21 protein-coding genes are annotated in these 20,778 nt (G+C 63.6%); 9 read left to right on the plus strand and 12 right to left on the minus strand.

Going from position 1 to position 20,778, the window contains the following annotated elements; all coding sequences use genetic code 11:
* Positions 1 to 499: 499 nt before the first annotated feature.
* Positions 500 to 1,699, minus strand: coding sequence for a tyrosine--tRNA ligase (gene tyrS / locus IRZ56_RS17540; protein WP_196146097.1), 1,200 nt, complete (start codon positions 1,697 to 1,699; stop codon positions 500 to 502).
* A 212-nt stretch (positions 1,700 to 1,911) separates the two neighbouring features.
* Between tyrS and IRZ56_RS17545 the strand changes: the two genes are divergently transcribed.
* Positions 1,912 to 3,342, plus strand: a complete 1,431-nt coding sequence (locus IRZ56_RS17545; RefSeq protein WP_196146098.1) for a peptidoglycan DD-metalloendopeptidase family protein — start codon at positions 1,912 to 1,914, stop codon at positions 3,340 to 3,342.
* A 3-nt stretch (positions 3,343 to 3,345) separates the two neighbouring features.
* On the plus strand, positions 3,346 to 4,437 hold the full coding sequence (locus IRZ56_RS17550; RefSeq protein WP_196146099.1) for an anhydro-N-acetylmuramic acid kinase: 1,092 nt from the start codon (positions 3,346 to 3,348) through the stop codon (positions 4,435 to 4,437).
* 60 nt (positions 4,438 to 4,497) lie between these two features.
* Here IRZ56_RS17550 and erpA read toward each other — a convergent pair whose 3' ends face one another.
* Positions 4,498 to 4,848, minus strand: a complete 351-nt coding sequence (gene erpA, locus IRZ56_RS17555) for an iron-sulfur cluster insertion protein ErpA (RefSeq protein WP_084856129.1) — start codon at positions 4,846 to 4,848, stop codon at positions 4,498 to 4,500.
* Between the two features lie 150 nt (positions 4,849 to 4,998).
* Positions 4,999 to 6,033: an N-acetyl-gamma-glutamyl-phosphate reductase gene (gene argC, locus IRZ56_RS17560; protein ID WP_196146100.1), complete on the minus strand. Its 1,035-nt coding sequence runs from the start codon at positions 6,031 to 6,033 to the stop codon at positions 4,999 to 5,001.
* Between the two features lie 140 nt (positions 6,034 to 6,173).
* On the opposite strand from argC, the gene hemJ reads away from it, so the two are divergent.
* The 5 genes from hemJ (at position 6,174) to IRZ56_RS17585 (ending at position 9,669) form a co-directional block, all read left to right on the plus strand.
* On the plus strand, positions 6,174 to 6,599 hold the full coding sequence (hemJ, locus tag IRZ56_RS17565; RefSeq protein ID WP_196146101.1) for a protoporphyrinogen oxidase HemJ: 426 nt from the start codon (positions 6,174 to 6,176) through the stop codon (positions 6,597 to 6,599).
* Between the two features lie 122 nt (positions 6,600 to 6,721).
* On the plus strand, positions 6,722 to 7,504 hold the full coding sequence (locus IRZ56_RS17570) for an SDR family NAD(P)-dependent oxidoreductase (protein WP_196146102.1): 783 nt from the start codon (positions 6,722 to 6,724) through the stop codon (positions 7,502 to 7,504).
* Positions 7,505 to 7,567: 63 nt separating this feature from the next.
* Complete coding sequence (locus IRZ56_RS17575; RefSeq protein ID WP_196146103.1) at positions 7,568 to 7,906, plus strand: histidine triad nucleotide-binding protein; 339 nt, start codon at positions 7,568 to 7,570, stop codon at positions 7,904 to 7,906.
* Positions 7,907 to 7,971: 65 nt separating this feature from the next.
* On the plus strand, positions 7,972 to 8,619 hold the full coding sequence (coq7, locus tag IRZ56_RS17580) for a 2-polyprenyl-3-methyl-6-methoxy-1,4-benzoquinone monooxygenase (protein ID WP_196146104.1): 648 nt from the start codon (positions 7,972 to 7,974) through the stop codon (positions 8,617 to 8,619).
* A gap of 9 nt (positions 8,620 to 8,628) precedes the next feature.
* Positions 8,629 to 9,669: a DUF2157 domain-containing protein gene (locus IRZ56_RS17585; protein ID WP_196146105.1), complete on the plus strand. Its 1,041-nt coding sequence runs from the start codon at positions 8,629 to 8,631 to the stop codon at positions 9,667 to 9,669.
* Positions 9,670 to 9,729: 60 nt separating this feature from the next.
* On the opposite strand, the gene IRZ56_RS17590 is transcribed toward IRZ56_RS17585, so the two are convergent.
* A complete protein-coding gene (locus IRZ56_RS17590) occupies positions 9,730 to 10,152 on the minus strand; it encodes an OsmC family protein (protein ID WP_028689009.1) in 423 nt (140 codons plus the stop codon).
* A gap of 189 nt (positions 10,153 to 10,341) precedes the next feature.
* On the opposite strand from IRZ56_RS17590, the gene crp reads away from it, so the two are divergent.
* Positions 10,342 to 10,986 carry a cAMP-activated global transcriptional regulator CRP gene (gene crp / locus IRZ56_RS17595; RefSeq protein ID WP_196146138.1) on the plus strand — a complete coding sequence of 215 codons (645 nt, stop codon included), beginning with the start codon at positions 10,342 to 10,344 and terminating at the stop codon, positions 10,984 to 10,986.
* Here crp and IRZ56_RS17600 read toward each other — a convergent pair.
* The 4 genes from IRZ56_RS17600 to IRZ56_RS17615 form a co-directional block, all read right to left on the minus strand.
* Entirely contained in the window at positions 10,983 to 11,687 is a 705-nt protein-coding gene (locus IRZ56_RS17600; protein WP_196146106.1) for a lipoate--protein ligase family protein, read from the minus strand. The two genes, crp and IRZ56_RS17600, sit on opposite strands and share 4 nt — an antisense overlap.
* 132 nt (positions 11,688 to 11,819) lie before the next feature.
* Positions 11,820 to 12,656 (minus strand): indole-3-glycerol phosphate synthase TrpC, encoded by an 837-nt coding sequence (trpC, locus tag IRZ56_RS17605; RefSeq protein ID WP_196146107.1) that lies wholly within the window; start codon positions 12,654 to 12,656, stop codon positions 11,820 to 11,822.
* Positions 12,653 to 13,702: an anthranilate phosphoribosyltransferase gene (trpD, locus tag IRZ56_RS17610; RefSeq protein WP_196146108.1), complete on the minus strand. Its 1,050-nt coding sequence runs from the start codon at positions 13,700 to 13,702 to the stop codon at positions 12,653 to 12,655. Before trpD ends, trpC begins: the two co-directional genes overlap by 4 nt.
* Positions 13,703 to 13,711: 9 nt before the next feature.
* Positions 13,712 to 14,305 (minus strand): aminodeoxychorismate/anthranilate synthase component II, encoded by a 594-nt coding sequence (locus tag IRZ56_RS17615; RefSeq protein ID WP_196146109.1) that lies wholly within the window; start codon positions 14,303 to 14,305, stop codon positions 13,712 to 13,714.
* A gap of 374 nt (positions 14,306 to 14,679) precedes the next feature.
* On the opposite strand from IRZ56_RS17615, the gene estP reads away from it, so the two are divergent.
* Complete coding sequence (gene estP, locus IRZ56_RS17620) at positions 14,680 to 16,545, plus strand: esterase EstP (protein WP_196146110.1); 1,866 nt, start codon at positions 14,680 to 14,682, stop codon at positions 16,543 to 16,545.
* Between the two features lie 155 nt (positions 16,546 to 16,700).
* Here the strand turns inward: estP and trpE are convergent, their stop codons facing one another.
* The 4 genes from trpE to IRZ56_RS17640 form a co-directional block, all read right to left on the minus strand.
* Positions 16,701 to 18,185, minus strand: a complete 1,485-nt coding sequence (gene trpE, locus IRZ56_RS17625) for an anthranilate synthase component I (protein WP_196146111.1) — start codon at positions 18,183 to 18,185, stop codon at positions 16,701 to 16,703.
* Between the two features lie 70 nt (positions 18,186 to 18,255).
* Positions 18,256 to 19,074, minus strand: a complete 819-nt coding sequence (locus IRZ56_RS17630; protein WP_196146112.1) for a phosphoglycolate phosphatase — start codon at positions 19,072 to 19,074, stop codon at positions 18,256 to 18,258.
* Positions 19,071 to 19,745, minus strand: coding sequence for a ribulose-phosphate 3-epimerase (gene rpe, locus IRZ56_RS17635; RefSeq protein WP_133327269.1), 675 nt, complete (start codon positions 19,743 to 19,745; stop codon positions 19,071 to 19,073). Before rpe ends, IRZ56_RS17630 begins: the two co-directional genes overlap by 4 nt.
* 197 nt (positions 19,746 to 19,942) lie before the next feature.
* On the minus strand, positions 19,943 to 20,770 hold the full coding sequence (locus IRZ56_RS17640) for an ABC transporter permease (protein ID WP_196146113.1): 828 nt from the start codon (positions 20,768 to 20,770) through the stop codon (positions 19,943 to 19,945).
* Positions 20,771 to 20,778 lie beyond the last annotated feature (8 nt).

The raw sequence follows: 20,778 nt of genomic DNA on the forward strand, positions 1-20,778 counted from the left end.
ACTTGTGATGCTGATAATCTTGGCGACGATCAGTCCATACTCACAAGCACCCACACGAATTGCTTGATTCGATTGTTAAAGAGCGATTTGGTTAAGAGCGTTGTCTCAACCGAGGCCGCGCATTCTACGCTTTCCTCAAAGTCTGTCAAGCGTTTATTTCGAAGTTTCTTACGAGAAAGTCGTTCAACTTCAACCGCTTAACACGCTGCGATCTCTCGTAGCGGGAGGCGAATCATACAGCGTTAAAACCTGCTGTCAACTGCCTTTTTCACCGCTGCCGATCTGTGAGACCGAAGCCTTCCGATACTACCTGAACCGTTCAACTCATTGAATCTCAAGGAGTTTTGCGTTTCGACTGCGTCGGAAGTGGGGCGCATTATAGGCCCCTGAAACGGCGCGTCAACCGTTATTTTCAAAAAACTTCGATATTGCCGAAAAACAAAGCGGGGAGGCCTACCGGCCTCCCCGCTTGCGTCGCCTCTCTATATAGAAGCCATCTTCATTCAGCTTTCAGAGTAATGCGCGCGAAAGCCTTCTTGCCCGCCTGGCACACATGGGTGGCGCCGACCGCGAAGACAAAGCCACGATCGACCACGGCGCCATCCACCTTGACCCCACCAGCATTGAGCAGGTCGCGCGCAGCCGCCGAGTTCTTCACCAGGCCAGCCTTGTTCAGCACGGCAGCAATCGGCATATCCTCCGAGGCGGCCACTTCAACCTCCGGCAGATCTTCCGGCAGCTCACCATCCTTCATGCGGTTACCCGCAGCACGGTGAGCATTGGCCGCGGCCTCTTCGCCATGGAAGCGTGCCACGATCTCCTCAGCCAGCTTGATCTTGATATCGCGCGGGTTTGCACCTGCTTCGACATCGGCACGGAACTGGTTGATCTCGTCCATCGAACGGAAGCTCAGCAGCTCGAAGTAACGCCACATCAAGGTGTCTGGGATCGACACCAGCTTGCTGTACATCACCCCAGGCGCTTCCTGGATACCCACGTAGTTGCCCAGGGACTTGGACATTTTCTTCACGCCGTCGAGCCCTTCGAGCAGCGGCATGGTCACGATGTTCTGCGCCTCCTGCCCATAGGCGCGCTGCAGCTCGCGCCCCATCAACAGGTTGAACTTCTGGTCGGTACCACCCAGCTCGACATCAGCCTTGAGCGCTACCGAGTCGTAGCCCTGAACCAACGGATACAGGAACTCGTGGATCGCAATCGGCTGGTTGCTGCTGTAGCGCTTGTCGAAATCGTCGCGCTCGAGCATGCGTGCCACGGTGTATTGCGAAGCCAGGCGAATGAAGTCGGCCGGGGTCAGCTTGTCCATCCAGGTGGAATTGAACGCCACCTCGGTCTTGGACGGGTCGAGAATCTTGAACACCTGCTGTTTATAGGTCTCGGCGTTGTCCAGGACCTGCTCGCGGGTCAACGGAGGACGCGTGGCGCTCTTGCCGCTCGGGTCGCCGATCATGCCGGTGAAGTCGCCGATCAGGAAGATGACCTGGTGCCCCAGGTCCTGGAACTGGCGCAGCTTGTTGATCAGCACGGTGTGCCCAAGGTGCAGGTCCGGCGCGGTCGGGTCGAAACCCGCCTTGATACGCAGGGGCTGGCCGCGCTTGAGCTTCTCCACCAGTTCCGACTCGACCAATACCTCTTCCGCACCGCGCTTGATAAGCGCCAGCTGCTCTTCAACCGACTTCATAGACAGACCCGCAAGGCTCAGATTCAAGGGGAGCCAACCATACAAGATCGGCCGTCAAATACAAGTTTCGCAAAGGAATGTGACCCGAAAGGCGTATCGCGGCGTCTACGCGCCCTTGCGCGAAAATGGATTTGGTTATATTTTATACAGTTATTTCATCTTCATCATGTCATTCATCTTTTCCATTTCACTTTTTCAAAGTCACCTCACCTATGACCAACGAGACGCCTAAAGCGCCCCCGCTTTATCCGAAAAGCCATTTGTTGGCCGCCAGCGGCATCGCCGCCTTGCTCAGCCTGGCTTTGCTGGTATTCCCTTCCAGCGAGGTCGAAGCCAAGAAGACCACCCTTAGCCTCGAGCTGGAAACCCCGGCAGAGCAGCTGAAGGACGAGTCCAAGGCCGCCCCCCTGGTCCAAACCGAAGGCGACAAAGGCTCGCCCTTCGCCCAGATCGAGAACGCCGAGCCTGCGGCCACGCAAACCGCCGAACAGGCACCCGCTGCCGAGGAGAAGGCCGAGCAAAGCGCCGACGCCAAGCTTCCCGGTCATCGCGAAGTCACCGTCGCCCGTGGCGACACCCTGTCTACCTTGTTCGCCAAGGTCGGGTTGCCGAGCAATGCGGTCCATGACGTCCTGGCCAGCGGCAAGCAGGCCAAGCAGTTCAGCCGGCTCAAGCATGGCCAGGTACTGCAGTTCGAACTCGACAAGGACGGCCAGCTGGCCAGCCTGCACAGCAAGGTCAGCAACCTCGAGACCATTCGCCTGACCAAGACCGCCAAGGGCTACAGCTTCGATCGCGAGATCAGCAAGCCAGTGGTACGCACCGCCTACGCCCATGGCGTGATCAAGAGCTCGCTGTCGGCCTCGGCCAAGCGTGCTGGCCTGTCCCACAGCCTGACCATGGACATGGCGCGAGTGCTGGGCTACGACATCGACTTCGCCCAGGACATCCGCCCAGGCGACGAATTCGACGTGGTCTACGAGCAGAAGGTCATGGATGGCAAGGTGGTCGGCACCGGCAATATCCTTTCCGCCCGCTTCACCAACCGCGGCAAGACCTACACCGCCGTGCGCTACACCAACAAGCAGGGCAACACCAGCTACTACACCGCCGACGGCAACAGCCTGCGCAAGGCGTTCATCCGCACGCCGGTGGACTTCGCCCGCATCAGTTCGCGCTTCTCCGCGGGCCGCAAGCACCCGATCCTGAACAAGATCCGCGCGCACAAAGGCGTCGACTACGCAGCCCCTCGCGGCACGCCAATCAAGGCCGCTGGCGACGGCAAGGTCCTGTTGGCAGGCCGTCGCGGCGGCTACGGCAACACCGTGATCATCGCCCACGGCAACTCCTACAAGACGCTCTATGGTCACATGCAAGGCTTCGCCAAGGGCATCAAGACCGGCAGCTCGGTCAAGCAAGGTCAGATCATCGGCTACATCGGCACCACCGGGCTGTCCACCGGGCCACACCTGCACTATGAGTTCCAGGTCAACGGCGTGCATGTCGACCCGCTGAGCCGCAAGCTGCCCATGGCCGACCCGATCGCCCGTTCCGAGCGCCAGCGTTTCCTGCAGCAGAGCAAGCCCCTGATCGCCCGCATGGACCAAGAAAAGGCCACCATGCTCGCCGCCAACAAGCGCTGATCCATGGCGCTCTATCTGGGTGTGATGTCCGGAACCAGCCTCGACGGCCTGGACATCGCACTGATCGACCAAGGCGAGCAGACCCGTCTGCTCGCCACCCACTACACCCCCATGCCCGCCGACCTTCGCCAGGACCTGCTCGCCCTTTGCGCCAGCGGCCCTGACGAAATCGCCCGTGCCAGCCTCGCGGAAAACCGCTGGGCCACCCTCGCCGCCGATGGCATCGGCCAGCTCCTGGCCAGCCAAGGCCTGGAGGCCGGCGCCATTCGCGCGATCGGCAGCCACGGCCAGACCATCCGCCACGAACCTGCGCGCGGCTTCACCGTACAGATCGGCAACCCGGCCCTGTTGGCAGAGCTCACAGGCGTGTGCGTAGTAGGGGATTTCCGGCGCCGCGATGTGGCAGCAGGCGGCCAAGGCGCTCCCTTGGTGCCGGCTTTCCACGAAGCACTGTTCGGCCATCTGGGCCAACAGGTCGCCATTCTCAACGTCGGAGGGTTCAGCAACCTCAGCCTGATCGAGCAGAACAAGCCCGTTCATGGTTTCGACTGTGGCCCGGGCAATGTGCTGCTCGATGCCTGGATCGAACGCAAGCGCGGCAAGGCCTACGATGCCGATGGCCAGTGGGCAGCCAGCGGCAACGTTTGCAATGCCCTGCTCGCCCGCCTGCTCGCCGACCCGTTCTTCGCCGGAACCGGCCCCAAGAGCACCGGCCGTGAGGTGTTCAACCTCCCCTGGCTGGACACTCACCTGGCGGCACTGCCGAACTACCGGGACGAAGATATCCAGGCGACCCTACTGGAACTGACTGCCCGCAGCATCATCGATTCGCTACGCAGCGCCCAACCCCACACCGAAACCCTGTTGGTATGCGGGGGCGGCGCACGCAATGGCGCGTTGATGCGTCGGCTGGCAGCCTTGCTGCCATCGGCCCAGGTAGCTAGCACCGCGGCCTACGGCGTCGATCCGGACTGGGTCGAGGCCATGGCCTTCGCCTGGTTGGCCCATTGCTGTCTCGAAGGCATTCCAGCCAACCGCCCGAGCGTCACGGCGGCCAAAGGGCTGCGCGTACTCGGCGCGATCTACCCGGCTTGAAACCCACGCAGAAAACAAAACGCCGCGCATAAGCGCGGCGTTTTCATGACAAGCCCAGGCTCAGATCGAGAACGACGAGCCGCAGCCGCAGGTGGTGGTGGCATTGGGGTTCTTGATCACGAAACGCGACCCTTCCAAGCCTTCCTGATAGTCCACCTCAGCGCCCGCCAGGTACTGGAAGCTCATCGGGTCCACGACCAGGGAAACACCCTCGCGCTCGACCACGGTGTCGTCTTCGGCCACTTCCTCATCGAAAGTGAACCCGTACTGGAACCCCGAGCAGCCGCCGCCGGTCACGAATACACGCAGCTTCAGGCGATCATTGCCCTCTTCGGTGACCAGGGTCTTCACCTTGTGCGCTGCACCTTGGGTGAATTCCAAAGCCGTGGGGGTGAAGGTTTCGACGCTCATGTTGACTCTCCCGGCGCAGTGCCGCCATAAAACTCGATGACGCGCATTATCCGCTTCTCCGAGAAAATCGGTCAAGAATTGTGCGGCTTTGGTCGTGCTCGGCAAAAATGGGGGCGTTATGCCCCCATCACCTGTGGCTCGAGCCGTCGATCAGGGCAGCAGGCCCGCGTGCCCCAGGCCCATGCGCTCGTCCAGGCCGAACAGAATGTTCAGGTTCTGCACTGCCTGGCCGGAAGCGCCCTTGACCAGGTTGTCGATCACCGACAGCACGACCACCAGATCGCCGCCCTGTGGCCGGTGCACCGCAATGCGGCAGACATTGGCGCCGCGCACGCTGCGGGTCTCGGGGTGGCTGCCGGCCGGCATCACATCGACGAACGGCTCATCGGCATAACGCTTCTCGAACAGCGCCTGCAGGTCGACGCTGGTATCGGCGACGGTTGCATAAAGGGTGGCATGGATACCACGGATCATCGGCGTCAGGTGCGGGACGAAGGTCAGGCCGACGTCCTTGCCTGCAGCCAGGCGCAGGCCCTGGCTGATCTCCGGCAGGTGACGGTGCCCCTTGACCGCATAGGCCTTCATGCTTTCGCCTGCCTCGCAGAACAGCGAGCCCACTGCCGCGCCACGACCTGCGCCGCTGACCCCGGACTTGCAGTCGGCGATCAACCGCGATGGATCAGCCAGGCCGGCTTCCAGCAGCGGTAGGAAGCCCAGCTGGGTGGCAGTCGGGTAGCAACCCGGCACGGCGATCAGGCGTGCCTGGCGGATCTTCTCGCGATTGACCTCGGGCAAGCCATAGACCGCATCCTTGAGCAGCTCCGGCGCACCGTGGGGTTGGCCGTACCACTTGCCCCACTCCACCGCATCCTGGAGACGGAAGTCGGCAGACAGGTCGATGACCTTGGTTCCGGCTGCCAGCAGCTCGCCGGCCAGAGCATGGGCAACACCATGGGGCGTGGCGAAGAACACCACGTCGCAGGCGCCCAGGGTCTTGCTGTCCGGCACGCTGAAGGCCAGCCCGTCGTAGTGGCCGCGCAGGTTCGGATACATGTCGGCGACAGCCACGCCCGCCTCGGAGCGCGAGGTGATGACCGCGACCTCGGCCTGAGGGTGCTGTGCCAGCAGACGCAACAGTTCGACGCCGGTGTAACCCGTGCCGCCGACGATACCGACCTTGATCATAACGCTTGCCCCTTATCAACGAGCCAACTGGAAAACGCACGATAATAGGGGGCTGGGGTCTCTGTAACAACTCTTCGGATGCCCCGTCGAGCGCTTGGCCTTTACTATCTGACGACCGTGAAACCTGAAGGAACTTCCCAATGCTCTATCTATGGATCAAGGCCCTGCACATCATCAGTGTCGTTTGCTGGTTCGCCGGCCTGTTCTACCTGCCGCGGCTGTTCGTCTACCACGCCCAAAGCCAGGACAGCATCAGCCAGGAGCGCTTCATCACCATGGAGCGCAAACTGTACCGAGGCATCATGAACCCGGCCATGATCGCGACCTATGTCTTCGGCGGCTGGATGCTGTACCTCAACCCGGGCTGGCTGAGCCAGGGCTGGCTGCATGCCAAGCTCACCCTGGTGGCATTGCTGACCGTGTACCACCACATGTGCGGCACCCAGCGCAAACGCTTCGCCGCGGGCAGCAATACCCGCAGCCATGTGTACTACCGCTGGTTCAACGAAGTGCCGGTGCTGTTCCTGCTGGGCATCGTGGTGCTGGTTGTGGTCAAGCCGTTCTGAAGCCGCCCGTTCCGACCCAGGCGGCCGGGCCTGGCGCCAGGCCGGCCCTGACTGCATAAAGGCACCACCTTCCCTGGCCAAGCTGTACACTAGGCGCCCTCTTCAGCCCCCAGGAGCCTTGCATGACCCGTTACGCCATGATTACCGGAGCTTCCAGCGGCCTGGGCCTGGCCCTGGCGGAAGCACTGGCACGGCGCGGGCGCAACCTGATCCTGGTGGCTCGCCACCGTGAAACCCTCGAGCCTGTGGCCATCGAGCTGACCCAGCGTTTCGGTGTCGAAGTATTGTTCCGCGCCTGCGACCTGAGCCAGCCCCTGCGCCTGTCGGGCTTCGTGCTCGAGCTGGAGGAAGGCGAGCGGCGCATCGACCTGCTGGTGAATTGCGCGGCCCAGCGCACCTATGGCCCCTTCCTGGCCCATGAATGGGCAGACGAACAGGACCTGCTCGAGGTCAACATCCTTGCCCTGAGCCGCCTGTGTCACGCCATCGGCAACCTGATGGCCGTGCAGGGCGGCGGGCAGATCCTCAACGTCGCCTCCCTGGCCGGTGCGGCGCCAGGCCCCTGGATGGCTGCCTATGCGGCCAGCAAGGCGTATGTGGTGAGTTTCTCCGAAGCGCTGCGTGAGGAGCTCAAGCGCACCGGGATCAAGGTTTCCGTGCTGTGTCCCGGCCCGGTGCGTTCGGCACGCCGACGCATTCCCCGCCTCGAAGGCAGCACGCGCTGCCTGAGCCCCGAAGAAGTGGCGCTCTACACCGTGCGCGCGCTGGACCGGAATCGCGCCGTGATCATGCCAGGCCGGCGCAATCGCTGGCTGGCAGCGCTGCCACGCCTGATGCCACGCTGGCTGGTGCGCAAGCTCGCGGGCCTGGTCAATCGCCGCTATTGCCCTGTCGGCTTCCAATAGCCACTGGGCGAGCGCCGCCGCGCTGGGTACACTCGGCCCGACCCTCACCATGGAGCAAGTGCTGTGGAGACTCTCTTCACCAAGATCATCAACCGGGAGATCCCGGCGAAGATCATCTACGAGGACGACCAGGTTCTGGCCTTCCACGATATCGCCCCGCAGGCGCCGGTACATTTTCTGGTCATCCCGAAAAAGCCCATCCGCACCCTCAACGACCTGACCGAAGAGGACAAGGGTCTGGCCGGCCACATCTTGTTCACCGCGCAGCGCCTGGCCAAGGAGCTGGGCTGCGAGGAAGGCTTCCGCGTGGTCATGAACTGCAACGAGCAGGGCGGCCAGACCGTCTACCACATCCACATGCATGTGCTCGGCCAGCGCCAGATGCACTGGCCACCGGGCTGATCCAGGGCACCCCCCCTCCTGCCGATTGCGGTAAACTGTCGGGCACACTCTAGCGGAGGTGCCCGATGGCTACCGAACGTCACTACTCGCCGCTCGACCGCTTGTTGCTGCAGGCAGATACCGCCATGCGCACCTTGCTGCCCTTCAGCGGCCAACCCGCCCGCCCGTCCCCGGCCATCGTCCAACCGGATGCGGAACTGGACGAAAGCCAAACCCGCCACGTCGCCGGCCTGATGCGCATCAACCATACCGGTGAAGTTTGCGCCCAGGCGCTCTACCAAGGCCAAGCCCTGACCGCCAAGCTGCCGCAAGTGCGCAAGGCCATGGAACATGCCGCCGAGGAAGAAGTCGACCACCTGGCCTGGTGCGAACAGCGCATCCGCCAGCTGGGCAGCCACCCCAGCGTGCTCAACCCGTTGTTCTATGGCATGTCGTTCGGCATCGGCGCCCTCGCCGGCCTAGTGAGCGACAAAGTCAGCCTGGGTTTCGTCGCCGCCACCGAGCATCAGGTGTGCAAGCACCTGGATGAGCATCTGGAGCAGATCCCCCAGGAAGACGAAAAGTCCCGCGCCATCCTCGAGCAGATGCGTGTCGATGAAGAACAGCACGCCGAGTCGGCACTCGAAGCTGGAGGCTATCGCTTCCCGGCCCCCGTGCGCTTCGGCATGAGCCTGATGGCCAAGGTGATGACCAAGAGCACCTACCGCATCTAGGGAATATCCATGACGGAACGATTCAATGCCAGGGACCTGGCACGCGCCGTGGAAGCGGGCATCCTCCAGCCGGGCCAGGACCAGGCCCTGCTGGGCTTCCTGCGCCAACAACCGCAAAGCCGCGGCGCTTTCCAACTGGCCCACGTGGCGTTCTATTTCGGCGCTTTGTTGATCATGGCCGCCATGGGCTGGCTGCTCACCGAAGCCTGGATGCGCATCGGCGATGTGGCCCTGCTGGCCGTCGCCACTCTGTATATCGCCCTGCTGACTTCGTTCGCACTGGCCTTGCAGCGCCGTGGGCAGCCCATCGCCGGCGGTGTCCTGGCGGCGGTCGCGGTGAGCATCGTGCCGTTGGCCGTGTTCGCCATCGAACGTCTGGTAGGCTGGTGGCCACTCGACGACACCCAGTCGAACTATCACCAGTACTACACCTACGTGCAGGGTGGCTGGGTACTGATGGAGGCCGCCACGGTGGTCGCCGGCCTGCTAATGCTGCGCCTGGTGCCCTTCCCCTTCATCGTCATGCCCATTGCCGTGGCCTTGTGGTTCATGTCGATGGACCTGAGCGAATGGTTCTATGGCTCGCCGTTCAGCTGGGAGCAGCGGCGCACCGTCTCGCTGTGGTTCGGCCTGGTGTTGCTGCTGATCTTCATCGTGGTGGACGGCCGTACGCGTCGGGACTATGCCGGCTGGGGCTACCTGGCCGGGTTGGCCGCCTTCTGGGGCGGGCTGACGCTACTGGACAGCGGCAGCGAGCTGGACAGGGCGCTTTACTGCCTGATCAACCTTGGCCTGATGGGCCTGGCGGTGCTGCTTCGTCGGCCGGTATTCATGGTCTTCGGCGCCATGGGCGTAGCGGCCTACCTGGGCTACCTCTCCTATGAGGTCTTCGCCGAGTCGCTGTTGTTCCCGGTGGTGCTGACGTTGATCGGCCTTGGCGTGATCGGCCTGGGGCTGGTTTATCAGAAGCGGCGGGAGTACCTCAGTCAATCGCTGCGGGCGCGCTTGCCCGGGTGGCTGCGCCAAGCGCTACCGGCGCTGCGCGACTGAAACCTCTGCTTCCTGCCGAGGCTGGCGCCGCACCTGTAAGGGCGGCGCAAGCAGGGCGGCTCAACCCAGCTCGACGATTTCGTAACCGTGGGTGATTTCCACCCCAGCCCGATCGAGCATGATCGACGCCGAGCAGTATTTCTCTGCCGACAATTCCACCGCACGCTTGACCTGGGCTTCCTTGAGCCCACGCCCTTTGACCACGAAGTTCAGGTGAATCTTGGTGAATACCTTGGGGTCTTCGCTCGCGCGCTCGGCTTCCAGGAAGGCCTCACAGCTTTCCACAGCCTGACGGGACTTCTTCAGGATGCTGACCACGTCGAAGCTGCTGCAACCACCCAGGCCGAGCAGCAGCATTTCCATCGGGCGCACGCCCAGGTTGCGCCCGCCTGCTTCGGGAGGGCCGTCCATGACCACGACATGGCCGCTCCCCGACTCGCCGAGGAACATCGCTTCACCGGCCCACTGGATGCGTGCCTTCATGTATCTAGACTCCCTAAATATCAGAAAAGGCCGTCAGCTTAGTCCTTGTGACGCCGTCGGAAAAGCTCAAGACGCGTCGCATTCATGCCGATACAAAAGGCAACGTCTGATAAGCTGACGCCAAATGACTGGCGCGCGATGCCAGCATTCTATAAAAAGCCCATGCGTCGCATCGAACAGGATTTCGTGATGGTTGCTCCAGCCCTACCCGCCAAGATCAAGAACATCGACAAACTGCTGGCCCACTGCCAACGACGCCGCTACAACGCCAAGAGCAACATCATCTGCGCTGGCGACCGGGCGGAGACGCTGTCGTTCATCATCAAGGGTTCGGTGACCATCCTGATCGAAGATGACGATGGCCACGAAATGATCATCGCCTACCTCAACAGCGGCGACTTCTTCGGCGAGCTGGGCCTATTCGAGCCTGCAGGCCAGGTGCAGCAGCGCAGCGCCTGGGTTCGCGCCAAGACCGAATGCGAAGTGGCCGAGATCAGCTACGACAAGTTCCGCGACCTGGCCCGCCACGATCCGGACATCCTCTACGCCCTCGGCAGCCAAATGGCCCAGCGCCTGCGCAACACCACGCGCAAGGTCGGCGACCTGGCCTTCTTCGATGTCACCGGGCGCGTCGCCCGCTGCTTGCTGGACCTGTGCAAGCAACCCGACGCCATGACCCACCCGGATGGCATGCAGATAAAGATCACCCGTCAGGAGATCGGGCGTATCGTCGGTTGTTCACGGGAGATGGTCGGCCGCGTCCTCAAGGACCTCGAGGAGCGTAGCCTGGTGCAGGTCAAGGGCAAGACCATGGTGGTCCACGGCACCCGCTAGTCGCGCGGGATAGACGCGATCACCTCGGCGTAGGCCTGGCTGAGGCGCTCGAACCAGGGCGCCTGCGGCACCACCTCGTGCAAGGCGATATGGCTGTCGGCGCGGCAGCGCTGCTCCAGGCCGCAACACTCGTTGAAGCGGTTGACCGCCGCGACCATCGACTCCCGTTCGTTATCCAGCAGCAACGCGCCGTGCACCAACACCACTGCCCGCTTACCGCCCAAGCCCTGACGCCAGCGCTGGGCGGTGCCGACCAGCTTGCGACCGTTGAGGTTGACGTTGTAGCGACCATCGCAGAACGCACCCTCGATCTCCCCGACCGACGCCACACCGCCCCACTCGCGCAACACCTCGCACAACGGCAGGCATAGGCGTTCATAGGCGTTTTCGATGCGGCCATGATCGCCCTCGCTGCGCGGCGCCACATAGACCAACGCCACGTTCACCGTGGTGTGGGATTGCGGCACCGGCTCGCCGCCGGTCTCGCGCAACAGCACCGGCCACCCTGCAATCGCCAACTCCGCACAGGCGGCTTCGAAGTTGTCCAGGCGGCTCATGCGCCGTGGCATCACCAGGGCGTGGTCGGTGGGGCGCCAGAACAAGACACCGGAATCGCGTTCGCCGCGGCAGACGGCAGCCAGGAGCTCCTGCTCGGCGTGCAGGCCTTGTTCGACGGTCAGCGCCAAGGGTTGATCGGTCATCAACTTCACCTTCGATAGTGTTTTCGCCGACCCGATCACCGGGCAAGCTCCCAGCTCTGTGGGAGCGGGCTTGCCCCGCGATTGGACGCGTAGCGGCCCAATTACTTAACCGGCAGCCGGCTCCGGATTCGATCAGTCCAAGGCCTGACCCACGGTCTTCACCGCGCGCTCAGGGAAGAACAAACGCTGCAACTCCAGCCCCGGCTGCTCGGCGCGCATGAACGCCTCGCCCACCAGGAACGAGTACACCTCATTGATCTCCATCAGTTCCACGTCGGCACGATTGAGGATGCCACTCTCGGTGATGGCCAGCCGGTCACGCGGGATACGTGGCAGCAGGTCAAGGGTGGTTTCCAGGCTGACCTCGAAGGTGTGCAGGTTGCGGTTGTTCACCCCCACCAGCGGCGTATCCAGAGTCTTCAGGGCGCGCTCCAGCTCGTCGCCGTCATGCACCTCCACCAACACGTCGAGGCCGACGTCCTTGGCGGTGGCCGCCAGTTCGGCCATGCGCACGTCATCCAGCGCAGCGACGATGAGCAGCACGCAGTCTGCACCCAGGGCGCGGGCTTCCACGACCTGGTACGGGTCGATCAGGAAGTCCTTGCGGATCACCGGCAGCGCGCAGGCGGCGCGGGCCTGTTGCAGGTAGGCATCGCCGCCCTGGAAATAGTCCACGTCGGTCAGCACCGACAGGCAAGTCGCCCCGCCTTTTTCGTAGCTGACCGCAATTTCGGCGGGCACGAAATGTTCGCGGATCACGCCCTTGCTGGGCGAAGCCTTCTTGATCTCGGCGATCACCGCCGGCTGCTTGCGCTTGGCCTGCTCGATCAACGCCTGGGCGAAGCCACGCGGCGCATCGGCCGCCTTGGCCAGGCGCTCGACCTCGGCCAGGCTCACCCGGGCACTGCGTTCGGCCACCTCCTCGACCTTGCGGGCAAGGATCTTCTCCAGCACCGTCGGCACGCTCATGCTTCGTTCTCCTGCTTGAATACGGCGGTAAAGGCGCCCAGCTCCTGCAATTTCTCCCAGGCAAGGCCGGTGTGCAGCACATCATGAGCCAGCTCGACGCCGCCCTTGAGGGTCATCGCGTGATCGGCGGCATACAGCGCTGCACCGGCGTTGAGCACGATCATTTCGGCGGCCTTCTGGCCGTTCTCGGTCTTGCGCCGACCGAGGGCATCGCGGATCAGCTCTAGCGAAGCCTGCGGCCCCTCGACCGCCAGGCCATGCAGGCTCTGGCTTTTCATGCCGAGGTCTTCGGGCTCGACCCAGTATTCGATGATCTGGTCATTCTTCAGTTCGGCCACGAAGGTTGGCGCGGCGAGGCTGAACTCGTCCAGGCCATCCTTGGAATGCACCACCAGCACATGCTTGCTGCCCAGGCGCTGCAACACTTCGGCCAGCGGGCGGCACAGGGCCTGGGTGAACACCCCGACCACCTGATGCTTCACACCGGCCGGATTCGTAAGCGGGCCGAGCATGTTGAACAGGGTGCGCAGCCCCAGGTCACGGCGTGGGCCAGCGGCATGCTTCATGGCACTGTGGTGGGTCTGGGCGAACATGAAGCCGATCCCCAGGCTGTCGATGCAGCGGGCAACCTGGACCGGCGTCAGGTTCAGGTAGATACCGGCGGCTTCCAGCAGGTCGGCACTGCCGCTCTTGCCGGACACCGCGCGGTTGCCATGCTTGGCCACGGTGCAACCCGCTGCCGCCAGGACGAAGGACGAAGCGGTGGAGACGTTGAAGATGTTGGCTCCGTCGCCACCAGTACCGACGATGTCGACGACGCCGTCCAGAGTCTTGAGCTCGACCTTGTCGGCCAGCTCACGCATCACCGACACGGCACCGACGATCTCGTCGATGCTCTCGCTCTTCATGCGCATGCCCATCAGAAAGGCGCCGATCTGCGCCTCGCTGCACTGGCCGGTCATGATCTGGCGCATGACATCGCGCATTTCCTCGGTGGTGAGGTCCAGGTGGCCGACGATACGGCCCAGCGCGCTCTTGATATCCATGTTCGGTCCTTAGCGGCGGCCGCCGGTCTGCTTGAGGAAGTTGGCGAACAGTTCGTGCCCCTGCTCGGTAAGGATCGACTCGGGGTGGAACTGCACCCCCTCGATGTTCAGCGTCTTGTGGCGCAGGCCCATGATCTCGTCGACCGAACCATCGGCATGGGCGGTCCAGGCCGTCACTTCCAGACAGTCGGGCAGGGTGTCGCGCTTGACCACCAGGGAATGGTAGCGGGTCACGGTGAGCGGGTTGTTGAGCCCGGCGAACACACCCAGGTCGCGGTGCAAGACCGGGCTGGTCTTGCCGTGCATCACCTGGCGGGCACGCACCACGTCACCGCCGAAGGCCTGGCCGATGGACTGGTGGCCAAGGCACACGCCCAGGATCGGCAGCTTGCCGGCAAAGTGCAGGATGGCCTCGATGGAAACACCCGCTTCGCTCGGCGTGCAGGGCCCGGGAGAAACCACGATACGTTCAGGGTTGAGGGCTTCGATTTGGGCGACGGTCATTTCATCGTTGCGAATGACCTTGACCTCGGCACCCAGCTCGCCCAAGTACTGAACGACGTTGTAGGTGAAGGAGTCGTAATTGTCGATCATCAGTAACATCGGGTTGAACCTCTTGAATCTACTGACTTTGAATTCGAACCTTCCAGCGCCGGACGCAAAGGCGGGCTAGCGCGGGGTGCGCTCGGTGAAGCAACTGGAAGGCAAACGGGGACGGGCCGGACAGGCCGGCAGGAGATAAAGTCAGGCGCGCCAACGCCAACGGGCGTGGGCCTTGATAACGCGCATCAAGAGTTTGCTGACGATCAACACAGGATTAGGTCTCGCTCATACGTCACGGCACAGTAGCCTACCGGGACGGCGGGTGCAATATGCCCGTAAACACGGCGAAACGAATCCACTGGGGAATAATGACCACAGGTTTGCTAAGGTCAATCGGCTTGTCCTGATAAAAACAATGAAAAGGATCCTTCTCCATGCAAAAACCACCCTTTTTCCGCTCCTTGTTAGGCCTGCTGGCCCTTTCCTGCAGCCACGCCATGGCCGCACCCTCGCCCTACTCCTCGATGATCGTGTTCGGCGACAGCCTCAGCGATGCCGGGCAGTTCGGCATGCGCTTCACCAACCGCAACGCCGACGGCAGCTATGCACCGGTCACGCCGATGATCCTCGGCAGCCGGCTGGGCGTCGCGCCCGAGGAGCTGAACCCCTCCACCTCCATCGGCACCCGTCCCGATGGCAACAACTGGGCCGTCGGCGGCTACACCACGCAGCAGATACTCGACTCGATCACCGACACCTCACGCACCGTCATCCCGCCAGGCCGCCCGGGCGCGGGCCTGGTACTGCGTGAACGCGACGGCTACCTGGCCAATGGCAAGTTCGCCGACCCCAACGCCTTGTACTACCTGACCGGTGGTGGCAACGACTTCCTCCAGGGCCTGGTCAACACGCCGGCCGACGCCGCAGCCGCAGGTGGACGCCTGGCGGCGAGCGCCCAGGCACTGCAACAGGGTGGCGCACGCTACATCATGGTCTGGCTGCTGCCAGACCTGGGCCAGACACCCAACTACAGCGGCACGCCTCTCGAAGGCCCGCTGTCGCAGTTGTCCGGTGTATTCAACCAGTCGCTGCTGAACCAGCTCGGCCAGATCGATGCCCAGATCATCCCGCTGAACATCCCGGTGCTGCTCCAGGAAGCCCTGGCGAGCCCCGCCGAGTTCGGCCTGGCGACCGACCAGAACCTGGTCGGCACCTGCTACAGCGGCGAAGGCTGCGTGGGTAACCCGGTGTACGGCGCCAACGGCACCGCGCCAGACCCGACCAAGCTGCTGTTCAACGACTCGGTCCACCCGACCATCGCCGGCCAGCAGCTGATCGCCGACTACGGCTATTCGATCCTGGCCGCGCCTTGGGAGCTGACCCTGCTGCCAGAAATGGCCCATGGCAACCTGCGCGCCCACCAGGACGAATTGCGCAACCAATGGCAGACACCCTGGCAGGCGGTTGGCCAATGGCAACCGTTCGTCGCCACGGGGGGCCAGGATTTGGACTTCGACGGCCAACGCAGCGGCGCCAGCGGTGATGGCCGCGGCTACAACCTGACCTTGGGCGGCAGCTACCGGCTCGACGACGCCTGGCGCATCGGCCTGGCGGCCGGCGTGAACCGGCAAAAACTCGAAGCCGGCGAGCACGACTCGGACTACAAGCTCGACAGCTACCTCGCCACGGTATTCGCCCAGTATCGCCAGGGCCGCTGGTGGGGGGATGCGGCGTTGACCGCTGGGCACCTGGACTATCACGACCTCAAGCGCACCTTCGCGCTCGGCGCCGGCGAGCGCAGCGAGAAAGGCGATACCGATGGCGAAGCCTGGGCGGTCACCGGCCGGCTGGGTTACAACCTGGCGGCCGAACACAGCGCCTGGCAATTGTCGCCCTTCATCAGCGCTGACTATGCGCGGGTCAAGGTCGATGGCTACGAAGAGAAAAGCGGACGCTCCACCGCCTTGGCCTTCGATGACCAGGAGCGGACTTCGCGGCGCCTGGGGCTTGGCCTGCAAGGCAGCTATCAGTTCACGGCCGGCACCCGGCTGTTCGCCGAAGTCGCGCGCGAGCACGAGTTCGAAGATGATCGCCAGGACCTGACCATGCACCTGACCAGCCTGCCGGCCCACGACTTCACGCTCACCGGCTATACGTCGGACAGCAACCTGACACGGGCCAGCCTTGGGCTTACCCATGAGCTGGTGGCGGGGGTGCATGTGCGCGGGAACTACAACTGGCGCAACAGTGATGACGTGACCCAGCAAGGCGTAAGCCTGGCGTTGAGCCTGGACTTTTGAACGCAGGGGCCGCTGCGCGGCCCATCGCGGGGCAAGCCCGCTACATTGCAGGATTGCGGTAATCCTGTGGGAGCGGGCTTGTCCCGCGGTGGGTTGCAAAGCAGCCCCAAAAAGAAACGGCGCCCTTCCGGCGCCGTTCGATCATGCAAAGTCCATCAGGCTTGTGGCTTGGTCTGCTCCGCCAAGGCCACCGCACGGAACATCGCCCGGCGCTTGTTGATGGTTTCTTCCCACTCCAACGCCGGCACCGAGTCGGCCACGATGCCACCACCGGCCTGTACATGCAGCTCGCCGTCCTTGATCACCGCCGTGCGGATGGCGATGGCGGTGTCCATGTTGCCGTTCCAGGCAAAATACCCCACCGCCCCTCCATAGACGCCCCGCTTGACCGGCTCCAGCTCGTCGATGATCTCCATGGCACGGATCTTCGGCGCCCCCGACAGGGTACCGGCCGGCAGGATCGCGCGCAGCGCATCCATTGCGCTCAGCCCTTCGCGCAACTGGCCGGTGACGTTGGAGACGATGTGCATGACGTTGGAATAGCGCTCGATGACCATCTTCTCGGTCAGGCGCACGCTGCCGGTGGATGACACTCGGCCGACATCGTTGCGCCCCAGGTCGATGAGCATCAGGTGCTCGGCGATTTCCTTGTCGTCGGACAGCAGGTCGTCTTCCAACGCCCGGTCAGCTTCCTCGGTCGCGCCACGCGGGCGGGTACCGGCGATCGGCCGCACGGTGACCAGGTTGTCCTCGACCCGCACCAGCACTTCGGGAGAACTGCCGACCACATGGAAGTCGCCGAAGTTGAAGAAGTACATGTACGGCGTCGGGTTGAAGCAACGCAAGGCACGGTACAGGTCGATCGGCGCTGCCTTGAAGTCGATGGACATACGCTGGGACGGCACCACCTGCATGCAGTCGCCGGCCAGGATGTATTCCTTGATGCGCCCCACCGCGTTCTCGTAGTCCTCGCGGGTATAGCTGGAGCGGAATTCTGGCTCCGCGGCGAGCGGGTCGCTCAGGTCCAGGCCTTGGCGCGGGGTGATCGGCTCGCGTAGCTTGGCCAGCAGGCCTTGCAGGCGGGCCTGGCCCTGTTCGTAGGCCTGCTCCTGGGCTGGGTCGACCAGCACGATGGCGTGCATCTTGCCGGCCAGGTTGTCGAATACCACCACGGCATCGGAAACCATCAGCAGGATATCCGGCACACCCAACGGGTCCGGGTTCGGGCAGGCGCCCAGGCGCTTTTCCACATAGCGCACGCAGTCATAGCCGAAGTAACCGACCAGGCCGCCATTGAAACGCGGCAGGCCCGGGATGTCGGCAACTTTGTAGCGGTCCTTGAAGGCCTCGACGAAGGCTAGGGGGTCTTCCACCTCGTGGCTTTCCACCTGCTCGCCATCCTGCAGGATGCTCGCCTGGTAGCCATGCACCCGCAGCACGGTGCGCGACGGCAGGCCGATCATCGAATAACGGCCCCATTTCTCGCCGCCCTGCACGGACTCGAGCAGGTAGGAATTGGCCTCGTCGGCCAGCTTCAGGTAGATCGACAGCGGTGTGTCGAAGTCGGCCAGGGTTTCACAGGCCAGGGGAATGCGGTTATAGCCGGCAGCGGCCAGGCGCAGGAATTCTTCGCGGGTCATGGGTAGCCTCGTGGCAAGCAGCAATGGGGTCGGGCAAGCGGACGGGCCGGCAGGCGCCGGCGGGCAGGAGTCAGGCGCGCCAGCGCCAACGGGCCAGGGCCTTGATGACTTTCATCCAGAATTTGCCGGTAACCGCCACGGTGGACTCTCTGTCTTGTGAGGCCTGAAGGTCCGCCAACGTTATCCCAGTGGCCGGGACTAAGCAACCTGGCAACAGGGCGCGCAGGTCGTCGATGACCAGGCTGGGCGATTCTTCGTGGATCGGGCGCCCATGGTTGTAGCCGTAGGTCAGGCCCACGCACTTGACCCCGGCCGCCTTGGCCGCCAGTACATCGCTGCGCGAGTCCCCCACGAACAGCGATTGCTCGGGGCGTACGCCGGCCATCTTCATGACGAACAGCAGCGCTGCCGGGTCGGGCTTTTTCTGTGGCAGGGTGTCGCCGCCGATGATCCAGCGGAAGTAGCGGCCGATCTTCATCTGGTCGAGCAACGGGCCGACGAAGCGCTCGGGCTTGTTGGTGATCAGCGCCATCTCCACACCCTGCTTGCGTAGCCAGCGCAGGGTATCGCGCACCCCAGGGTAAACCACTGTCAGGTCGTGGCTTTCGCCATAGGCCTCCATGAACAGGGCCAGGCCCTGCTCGGCCAGCTCGTCGTCGACAGCGTCGTGCTCCAGCCCGCCGGCCAAGGCGCGGCGGACCAGGACCTGGGCGCCGTTGCCGACCCAGTGGCGTACGGCCTCAAGGCCTGCGGGCGAGCGCCCCAGCTGGAGCAGCATGCGATCCACGGCAGCGGCCAGGTCAGGGACCGAATCGATCAGGGTGCCATCCAGATCGAACATCACCAGCCTGGGCAGCGCTCCCGGGAACAGCTGCTCGAAGCCACTCATGGGCGGGCCTGGGCCAGCTCGGCGCGCATCTTGGCGATGACTTCCTGGTAGTCCGGCGCATTGAAGATCGCCGAACCGGCCACGAAGGTATCGGCGCCAGCGGCGGCGATCTCGCGGATGTTGTTGACGTTGACGCCGCCGTCGATCTCCAGGCGGATATCGCGGCCGCTGGCATCGATCAGGGCACGGGCTTCGCGCAGCTTGTCGAGGGTGCCCGGGATGAACTTCTGGCCGCCGAACCCTGGGTTGACGCTCATCAGCAGGACCATGTCGACCTTGTCCATCACATATTTGAGCGCATCCAGGCTGGTAGCCGGGTTGAACACCAGGCCGGCCTTGCAGCCACCGTCGCGGATCAGCTGCAAGGAGCGGTCGATGTGCTGGGAGGCTTCCGGGTGGAAGGTGATGTAGGTGGCGCCAGCCTCGATGAAGTCACCGATGATGCGGTCGACCGGGCTGACCATCAGGTGCACGTCGATCGGGGCAGTCACGCCGTACTTGCGCAGGGCGCTGCAGACCATCGGGCCGATGGTCAGGTTGGGTACGTAGTGGTTGTCCATCACATCGAAGTGAACGATGTCGGCCCCGGCGGCCAGTACCTTGTCGACGTCCTCGCCCAGGCGGGCGAAGTCGGCGGAGAGGATGGAGGGGGCAATAGCGTAGGGCTGCATGGCGCACCTGTTGGCAGAAATCACGGTGGCGCGCATTGTAACTCAGGGAAGCGGATGAGGGCTGATTGGTATCAATTAGTGTCTGCCAGGGGCGCTTCGCACCCGTTTCGCGACACAAGGGCGCTCCTACAAGGATTGCGATCTTCTGTAGGAGCGGCCTTGTGCCGCGAAAGGAGGGCAAAGCCCTCCCCCAAGGCTCAGGCCCGCTGCTGGGTGCGCAGTTTCTCGCTACGCCCGCGCAACCATTCCAAAGTCAGCAACAGGATTACCGAGAACGCGATCAGCAAGGTCGCCGCCGCGGCGATGGTCGGGCTCAGGTTCTCGCGGATACCGCTGAACATCTGCCGCGGCAAGGTCGCCTGCTCCGGGCCCGCCAGGAACAGCGTCACCACCACTTCGTCGAAGGAGGTGGCAAAGGCGAACAGCGCCCCCGAGATCACCCCAGGGGCGATCAGCGGCAAGGTCACCCGACGGAAGGTCAGCAACGGCGAGGCGCCCAGGCTGGCCGCCGCCCGCACCAGATTATAGTTGAAGCCCTGCAAGGTCGCCGACACGGTGATGATGACGAACGGCACGCCCAGCACCGCATGCACCAGGATCAACGAAATGAAGCTGTTGCCCATGCCCAGCGGCGCGAAGAACAGGTAGCTGGCCACGCCGATGATCACCACCGGCACCACCATGGGCGAAATCACCAGGGCCATCACCAGCGACTTGCCGGGGAAATCGCCTCGGGTCAGGCCGATGGCGGCCAGGGTGCCGAAGACCATGGCCAGCACGGTGGCTGCCGGCGCGACGATGATGCTGTTCTTCAACGCCCGCATCCATTCGGCCGAGGCGAAGAAGTCCTGGTACCACTGCAGCGAAAAGCCCTGCAGCGGGTACACCAGGAAGCTGCCGCTGTTGAAGGAAAGCGGCACGATCACCAGCACCGGAAGCACCAGGAACAACAGGATCAGGCCACAGAGGATGCGCAGGCTGTAGAACCAGACCCGCTCCACGGGCGACATGTAAGGGCTCAGCATGACAAGGG

It is taken from the genome of Pseudomonas guariconensis, assembly GCF_015680235.1.
In the GTDB taxonomy this organism is placed as follows: domain Bacteria; phylum Pseudomonadota; class Gammaproteobacteria; order Pseudomonadales; family Pseudomonadaceae; genus Aquipseudomonas; species Aquipseudomonas guariconensis_A.

Excerpts from the sequence above, each read along its gene's own strand:
- tyrS (WP_196146097.1), bottom strand. The coding sequence starts at position 1,699 with ATGAAGTCGGTTGAAGAGCAGCTGGCGCTTATCAAGCGCGGTGCGGAA.
- IRZ56_RS17545 (WP_196146098.1), top strand. The coding sequence starts at position 1,912 with ATGACCAACGAGACGCCTAAAGCGCCCCCGCTTTATCCGAAAAGCCAT.
- IRZ56_RS17550 (WP_196146099.1), top strand. The coding sequence starts at position 3,346 with ATGGCGCTCTATCTGGGTGTGATGTCCGGAACCAGCCTCGACGGCCTG.
- erpA (WP_084856129.1), bottom strand. The coding sequence starts at position 4,848 with ATGAGCGTCGAAACCTTCACCCCCACGGCTTTGGAATTCACCCAAGGT.
- argC (WP_196146100.1), bottom strand. The coding sequence starts at position 6,033 with ATGATCAAGGTCGGTATCGTCGGCGGCACGGGTTACACCGGCGTCGAA.
- hemJ (WP_196146101.1), top strand. The coding sequence starts at position 6,174 with ATGCTCTATCTATGGATCAAGGCCCTGCACATCATCAGTGTCGTTTGC.
- IRZ56_RS17570 (WP_196146102.1), top strand. The coding sequence starts at position 6,722 with ATGACCCGTTACGCCATGATTACCGGAGCTTCCAGCGGCCTGGGCCTG.
- coq7 (WP_196146104.1), top strand. The coding sequence starts at position 7,972 with ATGGCTACCGAACGTCACTACTCGCCGCTCGACCGCTTGTTGCTGCAG.
- IRZ56_RS17585 (WP_196146105.1), top strand. The coding sequence starts at position 8,629 with ATGACGGAACGATTCAATGCCAGGGACCTGGCACGCGCCGTGGAAGCG.
- IRZ56_RS17590 (WP_028689009.1), bottom strand. The coding sequence starts at position 10,152 with ATGAAGGCACGCATCCAGTGGGCCGGTGAAGCGATGTTCCTCGGCGAG.
- crp (WP_196146138.1), top strand. The coding sequence starts at position 10,342 with ATGGTTGCTCCAGCCCTACCCGCCAAGATCAAGAACATCGACAAACTG.
- IRZ56_RS17600 (WP_196146106.1), bottom strand. The coding sequence starts at position 11,687 with ATGACCGATCAACCCTTGGCGCTGACCGTCGAACAAGGCCTGCACGCC.
- trpC (WP_196146107.1), bottom strand. The coding sequence starts at position 12,656 with ATGAGCGTGCCGACGGTGCTGGAGAAGATCCTTGCCCGCAAGGTCGAG.
- trpD (WP_196146108.1), bottom strand. The coding sequence starts at position 13,702 with ATGGATATCAAGAGCGCGCTGGGCCGTATCGTCGGCCACCTGGACCTC.
- IRZ56_RS17615 (WP_196146109.1), bottom strand. The coding sequence starts at position 14,305 with ATGTTACTGATGATCGACAATTACGACTCCTTCACCTACAACGTCGTT.
- estP (WP_196146110.1), top strand. The coding sequence starts at position 14,680 with ATGCAAAAACCACCCTTTTTCCGCTCCTTGTTAGGCCTGCTGGCCCTT.
- trpE (WP_196146111.1), bottom strand. The coding sequence starts at position 18,185 with ATGACCCGCGAAGAATTCCTGCGCCTGGCCGCTGCCGGCTATAACCGC.
- IRZ56_RS17630 (WP_196146112.1), bottom strand. The coding sequence starts at position 19,074 with ATGAGTGGCTTCGAGCAGCTGTTCCCGGGAGCGCTGCCCAGGCTGGTG.
- rpe (WP_133327269.1), bottom strand. The coding sequence starts at position 19,745 with ATGCAGCCCTACGCTATTGCCCCCTCCATCCTCTCCGCCGACTTCGCC.
- IRZ56_RS17640 (WP_196146113.1), bottom strand. The coding sequence starts at position 20,770 with ATGCTGAGCCCTTACATGTCGCCCGTGGAGCGGGTCTGGTTCTACAGC.